This is a genomic window from Caulobacter sp. 05L422 (assembly GCF_056397765.1).
On sequence record NZ_JBFTOB010000013.1, the window covers coordinates 1 to 17,492 of the forward strand.

General features: G+C 67.9%; 17 protein-coding genes. 9 read left to right on the forward strand and 8 right to left on the reverse strand.

What is annotated here, in order from left to right; genetic code table 11:
* Positions 1-411 precede the first annotated feature (411 nt).
* Positions 412-630: a hypothetical protein gene (locus AC1DMQ_RS13410; protein ID WP_477034058.1), complete on the forward strand. Its 219-nt coding sequence runs from the start codon at positions 412-414 to the stop codon at positions 628-630.
* 4 nt (positions 631-634) lie between these two features.
* Here AC1DMQ_RS13410 and AC1DMQ_RS13415 read toward each other — a convergent pair whose 3' ends face one another.
* The 3 genes from AC1DMQ_RS13415 to AC1DMQ_RS13425 all read right to left on the reverse strand — a co-directional run bounded on the left by AC1DMQ_RS13415 (position 635) and on the right by AC1DMQ_RS13425 (position 2,666).
* Positions 635-883, reverse strand: a complete 249-nt coding sequence (locus AC1DMQ_RS13415) for a DUF2188 domain-containing protein (RefSeq protein WP_477034059.1) — start codon at positions 881-883, stop codon at positions 635-637.
* A gap of 256 nt (positions 884-1,139) precedes the next feature.
* Positions 1,140-2,147, reverse strand: coding sequence for a cobaltochelatase subunit CobS (gene cobS / locus AC1DMQ_RS13420; RefSeq protein WP_477034060.1), 1,008 nt, complete (start codon positions 2,145-2,147; stop codon positions 1,140-1,142).
* A gap of 126 nt (positions 2,148-2,273) precedes the next feature.
* Positions 2,274-2,666, reverse strand: coding sequence for an RcnB family protein (locus AC1DMQ_RS13425; RefSeq protein WP_477034061.1), 393 nt, complete (start codon positions 2,664-2,666; stop codon positions 2,274-2,276).
* 200 nt (positions 2,667-2,866) lie between these two features.
* Between AC1DMQ_RS13425 and AC1DMQ_RS13430 the strand changes: the two genes are divergently transcribed.
* The gene (locus tag AC1DMQ_RS13430; RefSeq protein WP_477034210.1) at positions 2,867-3,607 is read left to right on the forward strand and encodes a phosphatase PAP2 family protein; all 741 of its coding nucleotides are present in this window, start codon (positions 2,867-2,869) and stop codon (positions 3,605-3,607) included.
* A 3-nt stretch (positions 3,608-3,610) separates the two neighbouring features.
* On the opposite strand, the gene AC1DMQ_RS13435 is transcribed toward AC1DMQ_RS13430, so the two are convergent.
* A complete protein-coding gene (locus tag AC1DMQ_RS13435; protein ID WP_477034062.1) occupies positions 3,611-4,261 on the reverse strand; it encodes a J domain-containing protein in 651 nt (216 codons plus the stop codon).
* A gap of 59 nt (positions 4,262-4,320) precedes the next feature.
* On the opposite strand from AC1DMQ_RS13435, the gene AC1DMQ_RS13440 reads away from it, so the two are divergent.
* Both AC1DMQ_RS13440 and cdd read left to right on the forward strand, forming a co-directional pair.
* On the forward strand, positions 4,321-4,593 hold the full coding sequence (locus AC1DMQ_RS13440) for a BolA family protein (RefSeq protein ID WP_477034063.1): 273 nt from the start codon (positions 4,321-4,323) through the stop codon (positions 4,591-4,593).
* A 90-nt stretch (positions 4,594-4,683) separates the two neighbouring features.
* Positions 4,684-5,118 carry a cytidine deaminase gene (gene cdd / locus AC1DMQ_RS13445; RefSeq protein WP_477034064.1) on the forward strand — a complete coding sequence of 145 codons (435 nt, stop codon included), beginning with the start codon at positions 4,684-4,686 and terminating at the stop codon, positions 5,116-5,118.
* A 56-nt stretch (positions 5,119-5,174) separates the two neighbouring features.
* Here cdd and AC1DMQ_RS13450 read toward each other — a convergent pair whose 3' ends face one another.
* Complete coding sequence (locus AC1DMQ_RS13450) at positions 5,175-7,208, reverse strand: alpha/beta hydrolase family protein (RefSeq protein WP_477034065.1); 2,034 nt, start codon at positions 7,206-7,208, stop codon at positions 5,175-5,177.
* 321 nt (positions 7,209-7,529) lie between these two features.
* Here AC1DMQ_RS13450 and AC1DMQ_RS13455 point away from each other — a divergent pair, with 321 nt between their 5' ends.
* Positions 7,530-10,547, forward strand: coding sequence for a TonB-dependent receptor plug domain-containing protein (locus tag AC1DMQ_RS13455; protein WP_477034066.1), 3,018 nt, complete (start codon positions 7,530-7,532; stop codon positions 10,545-10,547).
* A 120-nt stretch (positions 10,548-10,667) separates the two neighbouring features.
* On the opposite strand, the gene AC1DMQ_RS13460 is transcribed toward AC1DMQ_RS13455, so the two are convergent.
* The 3 genes from AC1DMQ_RS13460 to AC1DMQ_RS13470 form a co-directional block, all read right to left on the reverse strand.
* On the reverse strand, positions 10,668-11,036 hold the full coding sequence (locus AC1DMQ_RS13460; RefSeq protein WP_165184675.1) for a response regulator: 369 nt from the start codon (positions 11,034-11,036) through the stop codon (positions 10,668-10,670).
* A gap of 3 nt (positions 11,037-11,039) precedes the next feature.
* The gene (locus AC1DMQ_RS13465; RefSeq protein ID WP_477034067.1) at positions 11,040-12,629 is read right to left on the reverse strand and encodes a sensor histidine kinase; all 1,590 of its coding nucleotides are present in this window, start codon (positions 12,627-12,629) and stop codon (positions 11,040-11,042) included.
* 179 nt (positions 12,630-12,808) lie between these two features.
* Positions 12,809-14,092 carry an HlyC/CorC family transporter gene (locus tag AC1DMQ_RS13470; RefSeq protein WP_477034211.1) on the reverse strand — a complete coding sequence of 428 codons (1,284 nt, stop codon included), beginning with the start codon at positions 14,090-14,092 and terminating at the stop codon, positions 12,809-12,811.
* A 116-nt stretch (positions 14,093-14,208) separates the two neighbouring features.
* Here AC1DMQ_RS13470 and AC1DMQ_RS13475 point away from each other — a divergent pair, with 116 nt between their 5' ends.
* From AC1DMQ_RS13475 to AC1DMQ_RS13490, 4 genes are all read left to right on the forward strand, one after another.
* On the forward strand, positions 14,209-15,147 hold the full coding sequence (locus tag AC1DMQ_RS13475; RefSeq protein WP_477034068.1) for a LysR family transcriptional regulator: 939 nt from the start codon (positions 14,209-14,211) through the stop codon (positions 15,145-15,147).
* Positions 15,148-15,283: 136 nt separating this feature from the next.
* Entirely contained in the window at positions 15,284-15,994 is a 711-nt protein-coding gene (locus AC1DMQ_RS13480; protein WP_477034069.1) for an SDR family NAD(P)-dependent oxidoreductase, read from the forward strand.
* A gap of 115 nt (positions 15,995-16,109) precedes the next feature.
* Positions 16,110-16,346 (forward strand): tautomerase family protein, encoded by a 237-nt coding sequence (locus AC1DMQ_RS13485; protein WP_477034070.1) that lies wholly within the window; start codon positions 16,110-16,112, stop codon positions 16,344-16,346.
* A gap of 91 nt (positions 16,347-16,437) precedes the next feature.
* Positions 16,438-17,490, forward strand: coding sequence for an NAD(P)H-dependent flavin oxidoreductase (locus tag AC1DMQ_RS13490; protein ID WP_477034071.1), 1,053 nt, complete (start codon positions 16,438-16,440; stop codon positions 17,488-17,490).
* Positions 17,491-17,492 lie beyond the last annotated feature (2 nt).

A 17,492-nucleotide genomic window follows, 5' to 3' on the forward strand; every position in this document is an offset into this window, starting at 1 on the left:
AATACACGCGCTAATACACGCGCTTTGTCCCCGTTCGACGCCGACGGCGGGCGGGCTCCCCAACGATGGAAGTCCCCGGACCGCGCGAGTAACCCCCTCGCGCCTGTCCCCGCTCGATCGCCCCCCGCCGCCGCATTGGTCGCTGGCCTTGCGCCCTTTCCATGCGACGAGGTGGGATCAGGATACGGGCGCCGCGAAAGGGTGAGGGGAATAAAGATTTAAGCCAGCAAGATCAGCGCTCTAGCGGCGAACGCCGTGCGGAGTTCAGGTGCGCCCATGGGTCTGCGCCCGTCGACCCCCACGTGGAATGTCGGGAAGCTGACCGACGGCGCTTTCGCCATCGCATTAGGCTCGCGGCCTAGCGAAGGGCCGTCGTCATGGCGTTCCTTCGCCCTGGGCGGGCGAGCGCATATGGGGCAGACCTACACCTTCGTGGCCTTGACGACCGACGGCCGCTCGCCGTTCCTCGACGTGCGGGTGCTCGACGCCGGCGAAGACCTCGCCGCTCACGCCCGCAAGCTGCTGGCCGAGCATCGCAGCTGCTCGCGGATCGAGGTCTGGGACGGCCAGGTCCGCCTGATGGTGGTCGGCTGCGACCTCGCGGATGTGGGCGAGGTCGCGCCGGACTGAGGGCCTACTTCTTGCCGTCGACCACCTGGGTCGTGGGGCGGTCGTCGCCGGCCGACAGTTCGTTGTGCCACTGACCCCGGGCGTCTTCGTAGGAGATGCCGGTCTCTTCGCCGGCCACGCGCTGCTCGCCGGCCGCGCGCTGCGCCGCGTGGAGGGCGGCGTCATGGGTCTTGAAGGTCTCGGAGAACACGTCGCCCACCTTGTAGGCCCAGCCGCCGTCGTGCTCGACGATGTTGTAGGTGATGTCGGTCATGGGCATGGCTCCGTTCAGATTGGCTCACAGAAACTGCGCCTCGAAGGCCACGGTTCCAAGCGGGAAGTCTTGGACGGATGGGCTTTGATCCTTCTCCCCTTGCGGGAGAAGGTGTCGGCGCAGCCGACGGATGAGGGGTTTCTCAAACGACGCCGCCGCGACTGGCCTTTCGGCTGATCGCGGCGGTTCGAATCTTCAACCCCTCACCCGACCTCCTTCGGAGGCCACCCTCTCCCGCGGGGGGAGAGGGAAGATCTTAAGCCACCTTCACCCGCGCCGCGCTCTCGGGCAGGTCGGTCCCGAACGCGCGCTGGTAGAACTCGGCCACGGTCGGGCGTTCCAGCTCGTCGCACTTGTTCAGGAAGGTCAGGCGGAAGGCCAGGCCGATGTCCTTGTCGAAAATCTCGGCGTTCTGGGCCCAGGTGATCACCGTGCGCGGGCTCATGACGGTCGAGATGTCGCCGTTCATGAAGGCGTTGCGGGTCATGTCGGCGACGCGGACCATGGCGGCGATCGTGCGCTTGCCCTCGGCGGTGTCGTAGGACGGGTTCTTGGCCAGGACGATGCCGGCCTCGACGTCGTGGTCGAGGTAGTTGAGCGTCGTGACGATGCTCCAGCGGTCCATCTGGCCTTGGTTGATCTGTTGGGTGCCGTGATAGAGGCCCGTAGTGTCGCCCAGACCGATGGTGTTGGTCGTCGAGAACAGCCGGAAATAGGGATTGGCGCGGATCACCCGGTTCTGGTCCAGCAGGGTCAGCTTGCCGCCGGCCTCCAGCACGCGCTGGATGACGAACATCACGTCCGGGCGGCCGGCGTCGTATTCGTCGAACACCAGGGCGATCGGGCGTTGCAGGGCCCACGGCAGGATGCCTTCTCGGAACTCGGTGACCTGCTTGCCGTCCTTCAGGACGATGGCGTCCTTGCCGACCAGGTCGATGCGCGAGACGTGGCTGTCGAGGTTCACCCGCACCAGCGGCCAGTTCAGCCGGGCGGCGATCTGCTCGATGTGGGTCGACTTGCCGGTGCCGTGATAGCCCTGGACCATCACCCGGCGGTCATGGGCGAAGCCGGCGCAGATCGCCTTGGTCGTCTGGGGATCGAACTTGTAGGCGGTATCGACCTCGGGGACGTGGCTGTCCTTGTGGCTGAAGAACGGAACCTTCATGTCGCTGTCGACGCCGAACGCGTCACGAAGCGTGACCCACTTGTCGGGGGCCAGGGTGATCAGGGGATCGGCGGCGTGGCTGTCGGTCAGGTCGGGCATGCTTTCCGATTACCGCCTTGACCCCAGGGAGGGGAAGGGGCGAGGGGCCTTTCAGGCTTGAAAAAACGCAAACGCCCCGGGCGGCGAAGCCGTCCGGGGCGCTCGATGAGGCTCCTGGGAAAGGGCCTAGTTGTTGGCGATGATCACCGAGGCGATCAGGCCGGTGGCCACGGCGGCCAGGATGTAGCTGTCGTCCACGCGCTGCCAGCGATAGCCGCGGGGCGGGGCGCGCAGGCCGTGACGACGATAGTCGTTCACATAGTAGCGGTTGTCGCGATAGCGGGCGTCCAGGCGCTGGCCGCGCTGCCAGTGACGATATTCGCGGCGGTCGTCCCGACGGTCATGGGCGTAGTCGCGACGATCGTGGCCGTAGTCGCGGCGATCGTGATCGCGGCTATCGTGACGTTGGTCGTAGCGGCCGCGGTCGTCGTAACGTTGGCCGGCGGCCATGGCGGTCCCCGATAGAGCCGTACCGGCCAGCAGGGTGGCGGCCAGGGTGGTGATGATCAGACGCTTCATAACGAGGTCCTTTCCTGTTGTGTGGCAGTCCGACACTGCCGAACCTCTTCGATAGTCCGACACTAGCGAGAGTGGTTTGGACCGGACATGAACGGCGCTGGTCAGGAATGGTTCATCTTGTTTCGAGGCCGAAACATTTCGTGGCCGCCCCAGAATACTGGCGGGCGCGAATTCGATTTTTGTGCGTTCACTTGCACATGATGCGTTTTCCCTCCTTTCAACCTCGCCGGGATTTGCCGCGACTGCTGGCCGCGGCGCGAAACGAGCTCGGCGCCGTGGCGGCCTTGCTGGTGCTGGCGGGCGGCGCGCTGGCGTTCCTGGACCTATCCGAGGATGTGGCCGAGGGCGACACGACCGCCTTCGACCTGGCGGTCCTCAAGGCCCTGCGGCTGCCGGGCGATCCCAACAGCCTGATAGGTCCCAAGTGGCTGCACGTGGCGGCGGCCGACATCACGGCCCTGGGGTCGGTGACCGTGCTGGGACTGATCGTGGTCCTGGCCCTGGCCCTGATGCTGAGCCTGAAACGCTGGAGCGAGGCCCTGGTGGTGCTGATCGGGGCCGGCGGCGGGGTGGCGATCAGCCAGGGCCTGAAGCAGCTGTTCGGGCGCGAGCGGCCGGACCTGGTCTATCGCGCGGTCGAGGCGGCCAATCCCAGCTTCCCGTCCGGCCACGCCATGCTGTCGGCCGTGGTATTCCTGACCCTGGGCGCCCTGGCGGCCCGGTTCGCGCCCCGCAAGCGGGTCAAGGCCCTGGCCCTGGGCGCGGCGGTGCTGCTCAGCCTGCTGGTCGGCGCGTCGCGGATCTATCTGGGCGTCCACTGGACCAGCGACGTGCTGGCGGGCTGGAGCCTGGGCGCGGCCTGGGCCATGGCCTGCTGGGTGGCGGCGTGGGCCTGGGAGCGGAGGTTCGGCTCCCTCTCCAAAAACCCGGGGGGAAGCTGAACCCTACTTCGCCAGCCCGGACTTCTGCAGGGTCTTGTAGGCCTTGATCACCCGCTGGAGCTTGTGCTCGGCGCTGCGGTCGCCGCCGTTCATGTCCGGGTGGCAGCGCTTGAGCAGGTCCTTGTAGCGGGCGCGGATCGCCGCACCGTCGGCGCCGGCTTCCAGGTCCAGGTCCGCCAGGGCCTGGCGCTCCAGCTTGCCCAGGGCGCGGCCCGAGGCGGCCGACTCGGCCTTGCGCTGCTGGGCGCGGAACAGGCCGAACGGATCGTTGACGTGGCGGGCGTCGCGGGCGGCGGCGGCGGCGGCTTCGCGCGAGTTGGCGTCGGCCTTCATCGACCAGGTGGGCCGGCCGCCGGTCATCTTCTCTTTTTCCTGCGATGCGCGGATCTGGCCCTCGCTCATGCCGGCGTAGAAGTTCCAGTTCTTGTTGTACTCGGCCGCGTGGCGCTGGCAGAAATTGTAGTAGACCCCCGGCATGTCGCGCGACTTGGGCGCCTTGGCCGTGGCGGCCGAGCGGCACTCGGGGTGATCGCAACGCACTTCGCCCGGTTTCAGGGCGAAGACGTCGTTCTCCCGAGCCGCCTCCTCCGGCGATTTCGGGGGGCGGACACGGATGTCGAAAAACTTGGGGCGATATTCGAAGTCGGCGCTCATGGCGCTTAGAGTAAGCCGCAGCTATTTCCGTTCAAGGATTGACAAGCAAGGAAGCCATCATGGGCGCCGTCGCCGATGCCATCGCCGCCAAACTGACCACCGCTTTTTCGCCCACGAGGCTGGAGGTTGTCGACGACAGCGACCGCCACCATGGCCATGCCGGACACCGCGAGGGCGGGGAGAGCCACTTCAACCTGCTGATCGAGGCCCAGGCCTTTGCCGGTAAGGCCCGGGTGGCCCGCCAACGCCTGATTTTTCAGGCTCTTGCCGAGGAAATGGCGGGTCCCGTGCACGCCCTTTCGATCGTCGCCAGGGCGCCGGGCGAGGCCTGAGCCCGGCGCGCGAAATCGGGCTTGCAAGCGGGCCCCGCGACTGATTGCCTCTCCGCCCGGCGCGACCCTGCCGGAGAGGCAAATCACGGCATGAGCGCGCGCGAAATTCTTTCCGTTTCCCCTTCCGGCCCGGACGAGGACGAACTGGCGGCCGCCTTGCCGGCCCTGCTGGCGCGATCCTACGCCCGATATTCGAACTTCACGGTGGCCGCCGTGGTGATCGACGAGGACGGCCGCGCCCATCTGGGGGTCAATGTCGAGAACGCCGCCTATCCGTCCGGCACCTGCGCCGAGCAGACGGCGATCGGGGCGATGGTCACGGCCGGCGGGCGGGGAATCGCCAAGGTGCTGATCGCCGCCGGCTCCGACGCCGTGGTCCAGCCCTGCGGCGCCTGCCGCCAGCGCATCGCCGAGTTCGCCACGGACACCTGCGAGATCGTCTCGGTCCAGGGCGGCAAGGCCACGCGCCGCACGCCGTTCTGGAGCCTGCTGCCCGATTCGTTCGGACCCCGCGACCTGGACTAGGGCCAAGAAAAAGGGGCGACGTTTCCGCCGCCCCTTCGCCGTTGATCGCCTGGCCGCTAGAGGCCGCCGGGCTTGCACTCGTTCTGGAAGAACTTCTCGATCTCGACGAGCTGGGTCTCCATCATGGCCGGGGTCATGGTCATGTACGGGTGGCCCATGTCCTTGATTTCCAACCACTTGTAGGGCTTGTTCGCCGCCTTCAGCCCGGCGATGAAGCGCCGCGAGTCCTTGATGTCGACATTGGTGTCGCGCTCGCCGTGGTACAGGAAGATCGGGATCTGGGCCTCGCCGGCGTGCTGGATGGCGTCCAGACCGCCCACGAACGGGCGCTGGTATTCCCGCATGGTGCGGCTGTCGGCCGTGACCCGCTTCATGTCGGCCAGGCTGCCGCCCGCGCCCGACACCGCGCACTGGTAGAGGCCGTTGGGGCGGATGCTGGCGGCCAGGGCCGAATAGCCGCCGTAGGAATAACCGAACATGGCGACGCGCTTGGGGTCGGCGATCTTCTGGTCGATCAGCCACTTGGCGCCGTCGTCCTTGTCGTCCTGCATCTTCTGGCCCCACTCGTTGTCGCCGGCGGTCCAGAGCTTGCGGCCCCAGCCCTCGCTGCCGCGGAACTGGGGTTGCAGCACCGCGTAGCCCCGGCTGGCGAAGTACTGGGTCCAACCGCCCGGATCCCAGCCGAGGGTGTCGCGCGACCAGGGACCGCCATGCGGCAGGATGATCGTCGGATAGGGGCCCGGACCGGCGGAAGGCGGGGGCGTGGTCAGGAAGCCGGGAATCACCAGGCCGTCACGCGCCGTGTATTCGATCAGCCGGGTGTCGCCGAGCGTGTCGGGCTTGATCCACGGGCGCTCCTTGCCCAGCAGCGACAGCTTGCCGTCCTTGGTGAACAGGTAGTAGTCGCCAGGCTCCTTGGGGCCCGACTTCCGCACGATGATCGTGCCATGGTCGTCCGACCACGAATCCACCGACAGGTCGGCGCCGTCGGCGACGCTGATCTTGGCCTTCTGCCCGGTGCCCGGGTCGGTCCAGGCCAGGGGCGTGGTCTTGACCCCCAGCGCCGCGCGGACGCCCTTGTCCATCGCCGCCATCTGCGGATCGACCCAATAGATGCTGTTGCTGGCGCCCTGGTAGCTGAAGCCCAGCAGGCGGTCGGACTCGTCCTCGACCACCCCGCGGGCGTCGAACAGCTTATGCTCGAAGGCCGGTTCGACGATCTTCTTGGCCGTGACGTCGTAGACGTAGATCCCGGTCTTGTCCGCGCCGGGCTGGCGGCCCGCCACGTAGACGATGTTGGGGTCGTCGCTGAAACCGGCGACGCCGAAGATGTTGCGGTCCTTGAAGTAGGAGCGGAAGTGCGGCTCCCACTGCCCTTTCGGGTTCTTGATCCACTGGATGTAGACCGCCTTGCCGTCCTCGAAGTCCAGCTCGACCTTGGCGCGGATTTCGCCCTTGGCGTCGGCCTGCAGGTCTCCGAACTTCTCCGAACCGCGCTCCACACGCTCGGCCGTGCCGTTGTAGATGTTGGCCCGATAGACGTCGCCTTCGCCGTCGGTGCTGGTGTCCATCACCAGGATATGCTGCGGATCGCCGGGCAGGTGGCTGAGGATCGCCGGGCTGCCCGCCTGTTTCTCGAACTCGGCGCTGTCGCTGGTGGCGCGCTCCTCCGGCAGGGCCGGCTTCCAGTCCTGGCCCTTCAGGTCGGTGATGTAGATCTTTTCCAGGTGACCCTTCATGGAGCCGACGGTCAGGGTCTGCTGCACGACGATCGCCAGCCGGTCGTTCTTGACGAACTCGACGCTCATCAGCCGCATGTGCCGCGAGGCGATGATGAACGGCTGGCGGTCGGGGTGGGCGGTCTCCCAGACGGCCAGCAGGCGTTCCTCGCCGTCGGTGGAGATCAGGCCGGCGATATGCAGGCCGTCCGGCGAGATCACCACGTCCGACAACGCGGCGTAGCGCGAGAAGTCCTTGGCGCTGGGCGCCGCGGCCAGGGCGGCCGGCGCGCAAAGGGTCGCCGCCGAGGCCAGGCCCAGGCAGGTCGCCGCGGCCATGGCCATCAGCAGTTTCTTGGATTGAGTCCGCACGTGACCCTCATTGGAATGAACCGACTGTCCCGACGGTAGCGACAGTTTGCGGGTGTCCGCAATGTGGCGGCGATGTATCGCAATCCTGGGTCGTTGCAGGAAATCCAAATACGCCAGGTAGCGAGGCATGCCCAAGAAAGGCACGAAATACGGCTAAGCTAAGCCATTGTGGCGCCCATGTGACTAAATTGTAACTCGTGGCGCAAGAAATCACCGGTCGCCCATCGCGTTCGTTGAAGCGCGGCTTTTGACCTGCCTAACTGGCCGCTTGAGCCTTGGGGGACGCCATGTCGCAAGGCTTCTTCAGCGCGGGGAGTAAAAATGTTCTTACGTAAAACCCTATTGTGCACGACCATGATCGCCGGCGCGATCGTGGTGGGCGCGCCGACCTTCGCGGCGGCCCAGGACACGACCGCCGCCCCGCCCGCCGCCGCTCCGGATGGGACGGAAGTCGACGAACTGGTGGTCACCGGTTCGCGGATTCGCCGCAACGAGTTCAACAGCATCTCGCCGGTCCAGGTGATCACCACCGAAGGATCGACCCTGGCCGGTCTGGTCAGCGGCAGCGAGATCCTGCAGGGCGCCTCGGTCTCGGCCGGTTCGACTCAGATCAACAGCCAGTTCACCGGCTTCGTCGTCAACGGCGGCGGCGGCGTGAACACCGTCTCGCTGCGCGGCCTGGGCGACCAGCGCACCCTGGTGCTGCTGAACGGCCGGCGCCTGCCCCCGGCGGGCACCCAGGGCGCGGTCGCGGCCGTCGACCTGAACATCCTGCCCGACGCGATCGTCGACCGGTATGAAATCCTGAAGGACGGCGCTTCGTCGATCTACGGCTCGGACGCCGTGGCCGGCGTCGTCAACGTCATCACCCGCAACAAGCTGGACGGCGGCCGCCTGGAAGCCTCGGGCAAGTTCGGCGGCGGCGGCGACGGCGGCAACGAATACACCTTCAGCGGCGCCTACGGTAAGGTGCTGGACAAGGGGCGTTTCCAGATCAGCGGCCAGTACTACGAGCAGAAGGCGCTCAAGTTCGGCGACCGCAAGGACCTGATGTGCCAGGAGCAGTACAGCTTCAACCCGACCACCGGCGCGCGCAACGACTGGATCGACGTCGACACCGGCACCTTCAAGTGCCTGGGCCCGTCCGGCGCCCAGTTCAACTACATCCCGGTCTATTCCTCGTCGGGCGCCTTCTACGGCAGCCGGGCCAAGATCTCGACCGACGGTCCGGCCTATCCGGCCAACCCACCGATCGTCGCCGCGTCCGCCGCCGACCCGCGTCTGCCGGGCTACCGGTTCGCGCCGCTGAACGACCGCGATTCGGTCAACGCCCTGGAGCGTAACGTCGACTTCATCTCGCCGACCAAGCGCTACACCATCTATGCCGACGGTCAGTACGACCTGAACTTCGGCGAGGCCTATGGCGAGTTCCTGGGCCACCAGCGCAAGTCGTCCCAGACCAATATCCAGCAGCTGTTCCCGATCATCGCGCCGGAAGCGCCATGCGATGTGAACCCGTTCAACTGCGCCGGCGCGTCCTGGGCCAACGCCGCCCAGACGATCTCGGGCGTGGGCCTCTACGCGCCTCAGGCCCTGGCTCTGACGCCGTACAAGTTCACCCAGGATGTGACCGTGGTTCGCGGCATCGCGGGCCTGCGCGGCAAGTTCGGCGAGGGCCTGGGCTTCCTCAACGGTTGGACCTGGGACGGCTATCTCAGCTATTCGAAGAACCACGGCAAATACAGCCTGACGGGCATCGACAGCGAGAAGTTCCTGGCCGGCATCGGCGGCGACTGGGCGACCAGCGACTTCACGCCGATCCCCGCCGGCGTGCGCCACATCAACCTGTTCTCCGATCAAGTGCTATCGACCGGCAACCTCACGCCGGACGACTACGCCTATCTGAAGCTGACCGACAAGGGCGTCACCGACTACGAACAGACCATCGGCGAGTTCTCGGTGACGGGCGACCTGTTCAAGCTGCCGGCCGGCCCGCTGTCGGGCGCGTTCGGCGTGTCGTACCGTCATGACAAGCTCGACGACAAGCCGGGTCCGGACCTCACCGCCCAGAACTTCTACAACCTGGCCACCGCCAGCCGCACGAAGGGCAGCGACACCGTCTGGGAAGGCTACGGCGAACTGGAAGCGCCGCTCCTGAAGGCCCTGCCGGCGGTCGAATCCCTGACCGCGAACCTGTCGGGCCGGGTGTCGGACTACGACTCCTACGGCACCAACTACACCTACAAGGCCGGTCTGAACTGGCAGATCACCAACGCCTACCGGCTGCGCACCAGCTATGGCACCTCGTTCCGCGCCCCGGCGTTGTTCGAGCGCTTCCTGGGCGACCAAGGCGGCTACCTGGGGCAGGCCTCGGTCGACCCCTGCATCCGCTACGCTCCGCCGGAAGGCGGCGGCGTGTCGAACCCGACCATCGCGGCCAACTGCGCCGCGCAGGGCATTCCGGGTGATTACGGCGGCGCCAACCCGTCGGCGTTCATCATCACCGGCGGCGGCGAAAACCTGAAGCCCGAGAAGTCCAAGGCGTTCAGCGCGGGCTTCATCTGGACCCCGGACTTCGCCGACATCAACGTGGCGGTCGACTACTACGAGATCGACGTCAACGATCAGGTCACCAGCAACGGCGCGGCCGTGGTGGGTCAGTGCTACGCGGCGGCTGACTTCCCGACCAACCCCTTCTGCGCCCTGTTCACGCGTGACCTGGATCCGACCTCGCAGACCTATCTGGGCATCACCGAGATCGACGGCTCGTTCCGCAACATCGTCAGCCAGACGAGCCGCGGCATCGACCTGACGTTCCGCTACAACCGCGAGATCGGCCCGGGCAAGCTGACCCTGGACGGCCAGTTCAGCTACACGCTGGAAGACAGCCAGGAGCTCTTCCCGGGCAACACGGACGACTTCAACGGCGTGATCGGCGAACCGAAGGTGGTCGGCAACACCCAGCTGCGCTACCGCTGGAACGACTTCACCGTCACCTGGTCGACCGAGTTCGTGGGCCATCAGTCGAACTATGACTACCAGTTCGGCACCAACCTCTCGCCGCCGTCGAACCTGACGACGCCGCAGGGCGCGGCCTTCATCGCCAAGAACCACGCCGAGGCGATGTGGTACCACGGCCTGTCGGTTCGCTATGAGGCCGACAAGTGGGAAGGCATCGTGGGGGTGACCAACCTCTTCAACGAAGCGCCGCCCAAGGTGTCGCCGGCGCTGCAGGACCGCGGCAACTTCACCTACGGCCGTGTCGGCAGCTACGCCTTCGCGACCCAGTACGACTACATCGGCCGTCAGGTGTTCGTGAACCTGACCCGTCGCTTCTAGGTGTCGGAACTAGAGCCTGTCCCCGGACAGGCTCTAGGACGGCCGCGACGACCAAAGCAGAAGGGGCGGACCATCGGTCCGCCCCTTTTTCTTTTGCAGGTCGATGAAGGCGAGGCGGCGCTAGACCACCTGGGCGGCCAGGCCTTCCAGCACCTTGCGCAGGTCGGCTTCGCGGAACGGTTTCTGCAGCACGGTCGCGCCCTTGTGGCCTTCCGAGAGGCCGGCCTCGCCATAGCCGCTGGCGAAGGCGAACGGCACGCCGCGCTCCTTCAGGGCGTCGGCGACCGGGAAGATCGGACGTCCCCCCAGATTGACGTCCAGCAGGGCCGCGTCGATGTCGGCGCTGCCGGCCAGGCGCAAGGCTTCCTCCAGCTCGGCGGCGGGACCGACCACGACGCAGCCAAGATCGCTGAGCATGTCTTCCACCAACATCGAGACCAGCGCCTCGTCTTCGACCACCAGGACCTTAAGGGCGGCGAGGGTCTTCATTGTTCAGGGCTCCAGAGCACGGATCGGCAACCTCATGGTGCATACGAGGCCAAGGCTATCATAGGCTAGGTTGACCTGGGCGGACAGTTCGCCCGCCAGGCCCTTTTCGAGAAGACGTGCGCCAAATCCGTGACGCGTCGGCGGGGCGACCGGAGGGCCGCCTTGTTCGGTCCAGGTCAGGCGCAGGTGGGGAACCTCGCCAGACTCCAACGCCCAGACCACCCGCACCGTCCCCTCGGGAACCGACAGGGCGCCGTATTTCAGCGCGTTGGTCGCCAATTCGTGGACCGCCATGCCCAAGGCCACCGTCGCCTTGGGGCTCAGTTGCAGGTCCTGGGCATAGTTGAATTCGATGCGATCGCGGGCCGCGAAGGCCTCCAGCTCGAAATCGAAGATCTCGCGCAGGCTGACGCCTTCCCAGTTCTGCTCGGTCAGCAGGTTATGGGTGTGCGACAGGGCCATGATCCGGCCCTCGAAGGCGTCGCGGAAGGCCTCGGGCGTCTCGGTGGTGCGCAGGGTCTGGCTGGCGATCGACTGCACCGAGACCAGGGTGTTCTTCACGCGGTGGTTCAGCTCGTTGACCAGCAGCTTCTGGCGCTCCTCGGCGCGCTTGCGCTCGGTGACGTCCAGCGACACGCCGGCCATGCGCCGGGCCCCGCCGTGGTCGGTGGTCTGGGCGGCCCGGCCGCGGGCGTGCACCCAGCGGGTTTCGCCGGCCGGCGTGCGAACCCGGTACTCGATGTCGTATTCCGCGCCGTGACGGATGGCCGCCTCGATGGCGGCGGTCATCCGCTCGCGGTCGCCCGGATGCACCGAGGCGATCAGGTCGGCGAACGCGAAGTCGTCGTCGGGCCCGCGCCCGTAATTGGCCTTGCAGATGTCCGAGGCCAGGTAGGCGCGGGTCTCGACGTCCAGCTCCCATGAGCCCAGCCGGCCGGCGTCCAGGGCGAACTTCAGGCGCTCCTCGGCCCGGCGGCGCTGGGCCAGCTCGACCTGGGCGGCGTTGTGGGACCGCACGGACTCGATGGCGACCGCCGCCTGGGCGGCCAGGCCGACCACCAGGGTCTCGGCGCGCACGTCGAAGCGGCCCGTCGCTGGATGGCCGAAGAACAGGCCGCCCAGCACGGCGCCTTCGCGGGTGACCACCGGCACGGCCAGATAGCTGCGCACCGGCAGATGCCCCTCGGGCATGCCGCGGCGCGGCGCGTTCCTGCCGTAGCGGGGGTCCTTGGTGATGTCGTCCGACCGCACCACGCCCTCGCCGTTGAAGGTCGGGGCGAAGACGGCGGTGTTGCGCGGCATCGGGAAGGCTTCGAAAGCCGCGCGCGGCGCGCCCGACAGGCTGTAGAGCGTGAAGCTTTCGCCGGCCTCGTCGACGACGTTGTAGAAGAACGCGCCGAACTGGGCGCCGGTCAGCTCGACGCCGCCGTCGACGACCGTCTGGACCAGGTTCTCGGCGTCGTGCCCGGCCCCGATGGCCTCGGCGATGCGGTTGAGGGCGCGCGAACGGCGCACCTCCTCGGCCAGGGCCTCTTCGGCCGCGTTGAGGCGCGCGACAAGGTCCTCGAACCCGTCCTCTTCGGCGCGGCCCATAGCCTTGACCAATCCCGTGATCCCCCCAAACGCCCGTCTTCCGGGCGCGCTCACCAACGCGCCGCTACGGTGATGGTTCCCGAGGAGCGCATCCTGCGCCCGACCCGGGCCGCTTCAAAGCGGTTCGTTGCGGAAAACCGCCAAAATCAAGCGGTTGCGTCGGGTGGCCGACGGAGCGGCTAGCGGGCGCTTTCGTCCAGCCGTCCGCTGATCCGCAGGCCGGTGACCTGGTTGCGCTGGCGACGCAGCACCTGGAAGCGGTGGTGGTGGAAGATGAAGATCTGGCCCGGTTCCGGAATGGTCTGGGCCTCGTGGATCACCAGGCCGGCGATGGTCACCGCGTCGCCTTCCGGCAGGCGCCAGTCCATGGCCCGGTTGAGGTCGCGGACGGTGACGTGGCCGTCGACATGCACCGAGCCGTCGGCTTGCGGACGCAGGCCCTCGACCTTGGTGTCGTGCTCGTCCTCGATCTCGCCGACGATCTCCTCGAGGATGTCCTCCAGGGTCACCAGGCCCTGCAGCGCGCCGTACTCGTCGACCACCAGGGCGAAGTGGCTGCGGCGCTTGAGGAAGGCGTTGAGCTGGTCCTTCAGGTTGGTGGTGTCGGGGATGAACCACGGTTCGCGCTGGATGGTGGCCACGTCGATGTCGTCGATCGCCCCGTTGGCCGCTGCCAGGGCCCGCAGCAGGTCGCGGGCGTGCAGCACGCCGACGATGTTGTCGGGGTTCTCGCGATAGAGCGGGATGCGGGTGTGCTGGGCCTCCAGGGCCTCGGCCACCAGTTCGCGGATCGGCAGGTCGGCGTCGATCAGGGTGATCGACTTGCGGTGGACCATGATCTCAGAGACGTCCATGTCCGACAGGTCCAGCACCCCGCCCAGCATCCGCCGGTCGCCGCTTTCGACCCCGCCTTCGGAGTGGTGGTACTCGACCGCGCCGCGGATCTCCTCGTGGGCGGCCAGCACGTCGACCCCCATGTCCAGCTTGACCCCGAACAGCCGCAGGGTTCGGCGCACGATCCACTGGATCGTGTAGATGATCGGCCCGAACACCCGCACCACCAGCAGGGTGGGGGCCGACAGGAAGCGGGCCACGTCGTCGGACTTCAGGATCGCCAGGGTCTTGGGCAGCACCTCGGCGAACACCAGGACCAGCACGGTCATCGCGCCGGTCGCCGCCGCCACGCCCCAGGGGCCGGGGATGGCGGCGGTCAGCACCTGGGTCGCCAGGGCCGAGGCCAGGATGTTGACCAGGTTGTTGCCCAGCAGCACCGCCCCGATCATCGTCTCCTGGTCGGACAGCAGCTTGTTGACCCGCTTGGCCGGCTTGTCGCCCTCGCGCTCCAGCTGGTGCATGCGGGCCCGGGAGGCGGCGGTCAGCGAGGTCTCGGCGGCCGAGAACAGCGCCGAGACGGCCAGCAGGGCGATGATGATCGGCGCGAGGCCGAGGATGGCGGTCAGGATCATGGCGCGGTTGTACGACGCGGGCGCCCGCAGGGGGAGGGGCGGCATGGATTGTTCCGCCAAGCGGCGGTATGCTCGGCTCCTAACGGCCAATCTTGCTTCAAGCGGAAGATCGAATGGATCGTATCGAGGCGATGCGGGTGTTTGTCGCCGCCCTGGACGAGGGCAGCCTGGCCGGGGCGGGGCGACGGCTGGGCCGCTCGCCGGCCGCCGTCAGCCGGGCGATCGCCTTTCTGGAGCACCATGTCGGCGCCGAACTCCTGCACCGCACCACGCGCTCGCTGAGGCTGAGCGAAGCGGGCGATCGCTACGCCGCCGCCTGCCGGCGCATCCTGGTCGACCTGGAGGAGGCCGACCTGATCGCCCTGGGCGAACGCTCGGCCCCGCGCGGAACCCTGACCATCACCGCGCCGCCGATCAGCGGCGAGGAGATCCTGCGTCCGGTCATCGACGCCTTCCTGGACGCCTATCCGGCCGTGGCCGTGAACCTGCTCCTCCTCGACCGCCACGCCAGTCTGGTGGAGGAAGGGATCGACGTCGCCCTGCGGGTGGGCCAGCTGCCCGACTCCTCGATGGTCGCGGTCCGGGTGGGCGGCGACGTCAAGCGGGTGATCGCCGCCGCGCCGCGATACCTGGCCGAGCATCCCCGCATCGACGAACCGGCCGACCTGGTCCGGCATCGGATCGTCACCACCACGCATTTCGGCCACGACACCTGGGTCTTCCCGCCCGCGTCGGCCGGCGGGATCGCCCGGTCGGTGCACTTCAAGCCGCGGCTGGTGGTCAACAGCGTCCGGGCGGCCCTGGCCTCGGCGGTCGCGGGCTGCGGGGTGACCCGGCTCTACACCTATCACGTGGCCGAGCGCGTGCTGGACGGCAGCTTGCGCCTGCTGCTGCGCGACGCCGAGCCGCCCTCGCTGCCGGTGCATCTGATCACGCCCCAGGGACGGACCTCGACGCCGAAGGTCCGCGCCTTCCTGGATTTCGCCGCGCCTCGGCTGAGGGCCGAGTTCGCGCGGCTGTCGGCGGAAGCCGAGGCCCTGGTCCCGCGCTAGGCGTTGTTCCGTTTTACGGAAGGCTGACCGCCGTTCGACGAGTATTCAGTCGTTTCGCGGATGGGCCGACATAGACGCCATCGGTCGTCGAGACCGCCGGCCGCGATCCGCGGGCCGGGCGTCATGGAAGCAAGTCATGAGCAACGCACGCAAGGTCGCCATCGTCACCGGCGCATCGCAAGGCATCGGGGCCAGCCTGGTGAAGGCCTATCGGGACCGCGACTATCGGGTCGTGGCGACGTCCCGCTCGATCAAGCAAGGGTCCGATCCCGACATCCTGGCCGTGGCCGGCGACATCGGCGATCCGACGACGGCCGAGCGCGTGGTGGCCGAGGCCGTCGCCCGCTTCGGCCGGGTCGACACCCTGGTCAACAACGCCGGGATCTTCACGGCCAAGCCGTTCACCGCCTTCACCGCCGAGGACTTCGAGGCCAATCTCTCGACCAACCTGGTCGGGTTCTTCCACATCACCCAGCGCGTCGCCGCCGAGATGATCAAGCAGGGCTCGGGCCACATCGTCAGCATCACCACCACCCTGACCGACCACGCCATCGCCGACGTGCCCTCGGTGCTGGCCAGCCTGACCAAGGGCGGGATCAATTCGGCGACGAAGTCCCTGGCCATCGAGCTGGCCGGCAAGGGCGTGCGCGTCAACGCCGTCTCGCCCGGCGTGATCAAGACGCCGATGCACGCGCCGGAAACCCACGCCTTCCTGGCCGGCCTGCATCCGGTCAATCGCCTGGGCGAGATCCGCGACGTCGTCGAGGCGGTGCTCTATCTGGAAACCGCCGGCTTCGTGACGGGCGAGATCCTGCACGTCGACGGCGGTCAAAGCGCTGGTCACTAGGGCGTTTCCTGACCTGATTGCATCAGGCCAGGAGCTCTAGTCTCTTGTTTTGGCGCATTTTCTTCACGCGAACCGGAAGCTGCTTCGCTCGAAAATGCTGGAGGGAGAAACCGCCATGCCGATCGTCAACATCCAGGTCACGCGGGAAGGCTCCGGCCCCGGCCGCGACGCCGTCACTGCCGAGGAAAAGGCCGCGCTGATCGCCGGGGTCAGCCAGTTGCTGCTCGACGTGCTGCACAAGCCGCTCGACTCGACCTTCGTGGTCATCGAGGAGGTCGAGCTGGAGAACTGGGGCTGGGGCGGCCTGCCCGCCCTGGAGTACCGTAGGCGAAGGGCGGCGGGACAGGGCTGAACCCTCGGGGCCGCGCGCCGTCGCGGCCCCCTCCCGCACCTACCATCGACCGCTTCGGCGGAGACCCGATCCGGAAACAGGAGCGTTGTTCATGAGCCTCCAGAACCACCGCCGCCTGCTCGACCTTCTCGGCGTCGAGCTGCCGGTCATCCAGGCGCCGATGGCGGGCGCGACAACGCCGGACATGGTGATCGCCGTCAGTAACGCCGGCGGCTTGGGCTCGCTGCCCAGCGCGCTCTATTCCGAGACCGAGCTGCGCGCGGCGCTGGACACCGTGCGGGCCGGGACCAGCGGTCCGATCAACGTCAACTTCTTCACCCACCTCGCGCCGGCCGAGGATCCGGCGCGCCAGGCCGCGTGGCGACGCCGGCTGGCGCCCTACTATGTCGAGGCCGGGCTCGATCCGGACCAACCCCTCGCGGCCGGTGGGCGCGCGCCGTTCGACGAGGCCTTCTGCGCGGTGGTGGAAGACTACCGACCCGAGGTGGTCAGCTTCCATTTCGGCCTGCCGACGCCCGCGCTGCTGGACCGGGTGAAGCGCACCGGGGCCAAGGTGCTGTCCTCGGCCACCACCCTGGCCGAGGCCCAGTGGCTGGAGGCCCGGGGCGTCGACGCGGTCATCGCCATGGGGGCCGAGGCCGGCGGCCATCGCGGCAACTTCCTCACCGACGACATGGGCGCCCAGGTCGGCACGTTCGCGCTGCTGCCCCGGATCGCCGACGCCGTCTCGGTTCCGGTGATCGCGGCGGGCGGGATCGCCGATCGTCGCGGGGCGCTGGCCGCCTTCGCCCTGGGAGCTGAGGCCGTACAGGTCGGCACGGCCTATCTGCTGACGCCGGAAGCCAAGGTTTCGGCCGTCCACCGCGAGGCCCTGAAGTCGGCCGAGGAGGCGACGGCGATCACCAACCTGTTCACCGGCCGTCCGGCGCGCGGGATCGTCAATCGCCTGATGACCGAGCTGGGCCCGCTCTCCGACCTGGCCCCGGCCTTCCCGACGGCCGGGACGGCGCTGGCGCCGTTGCGGGCGGCGGCGGAGGCGGCCGGTCGCGGCGACTTCAGCCCGCTGTGGGCCGGCCAGGCCTTCCGCCTGGCCAAGCCTATGTCGGCCGCCGCGCTGACGCGCGGCCTGGGCGGCGTCGACTAGGG

Bases quoted from the DNA above. Each gene is read 5' to 3' on its own strand.
- AC1DMQ_RS13465 (WP_477034067.1), bottom strand. From the start codon at position 12,629: ATGGGCCGCGCCGAAGAGGACGGGTTCGAGGACCTTGTCGCGCGCCTC.
- AC1DMQ_RS13455 (WP_477034066.1), top strand. From the start codon at position 7,530: ATGTTCTTACGTAAAACCCTATTGTGCACGACCATGATCGCCGGCGCG.
- AC1DMQ_RS13485 (WP_477034070.1), top strand. From the start codon at position 16,110: ATGCCGATCGTCAACATCCAGGTCACGCGGGAAGGCTCCGGCCCCGGC.
- AC1DMQ_RS13410 (WP_477034058.1), top strand. From the start codon at position 412: ATGGGGCAGACCTACACCTTCGTGGCCTTGACGACCGACGGCCGCTCG.
- AC1DMQ_RS13460 (WP_165184675.1), bottom strand. From the start codon at position 11,036: ATGAAGACCCTCGCCGCCCTTAAGGTCCTGGTGGTCGAAGACGAGGCG.
- cdd (WP_477034064.1), top strand. From the start codon at position 4,684: ATGAGCGCGCGCGAAATTCTTTCCGTTTCCCCTTCCGGCCCGGACGAG.
- AC1DMQ_RS13480 (WP_477034069.1), top strand. From the start codon at position 15,284: ATGAGCAACGCACGCAAGGTCGCCATCGTCACCGGCGCATCGCAAGGC.
- AC1DMQ_RS13490 (WP_477034071.1), top strand. From the start codon at position 16,438: ATGAGCCTCCAGAACCACCGCCGCCTGCTCGACCTTCTCGGCGTCGAG.
- AC1DMQ_RS13435 (WP_477034062.1), bottom strand. From the start codon at position 4,261: ATGAGCGCCGACTTCGAATATCGCCCCAAGTTTTTCGACATCCGTGTC.
- AC1DMQ_RS13415 (WP_477034059.1), bottom strand. From the start codon at position 883: ATGACCGACATCACCTACAACATCGTCGAGCACGACGGCGGCTGGGCC.
- AC1DMQ_RS13475 (WP_477034068.1), top strand. From the start codon at position 14,209: ATGGATCGTATCGAGGCGATGCGGGTGTTTGTCGCCGCCCTGGACGAG.
- AC1DMQ_RS13425 (WP_477034061.1), bottom strand. From the start codon at position 2,666: ATGAAGCGTCTGATCATCACCACCCTGGCCGCCACCCTGCTGGCCGGT.
- AC1DMQ_RS13430 (WP_477034210.1), top strand. From the start codon at position 2,867: ATGCGTTTTCCCTCCTTTCAACCTCGCCGGGATTTGCCGCGACTGCTG.
- cobS (WP_477034060.1), bottom strand. From the start codon at position 2,147: ATGCCCGACCTGACCGACAGCCACGCCGCCGATCCCCTGATCACCCTG.
- AC1DMQ_RS13440 (WP_477034063.1), top strand. From the start codon at position 4,321: ATGGGCGCCGTCGCCGATGCCATCGCCGCCAAACTGACCACCGCTTTT.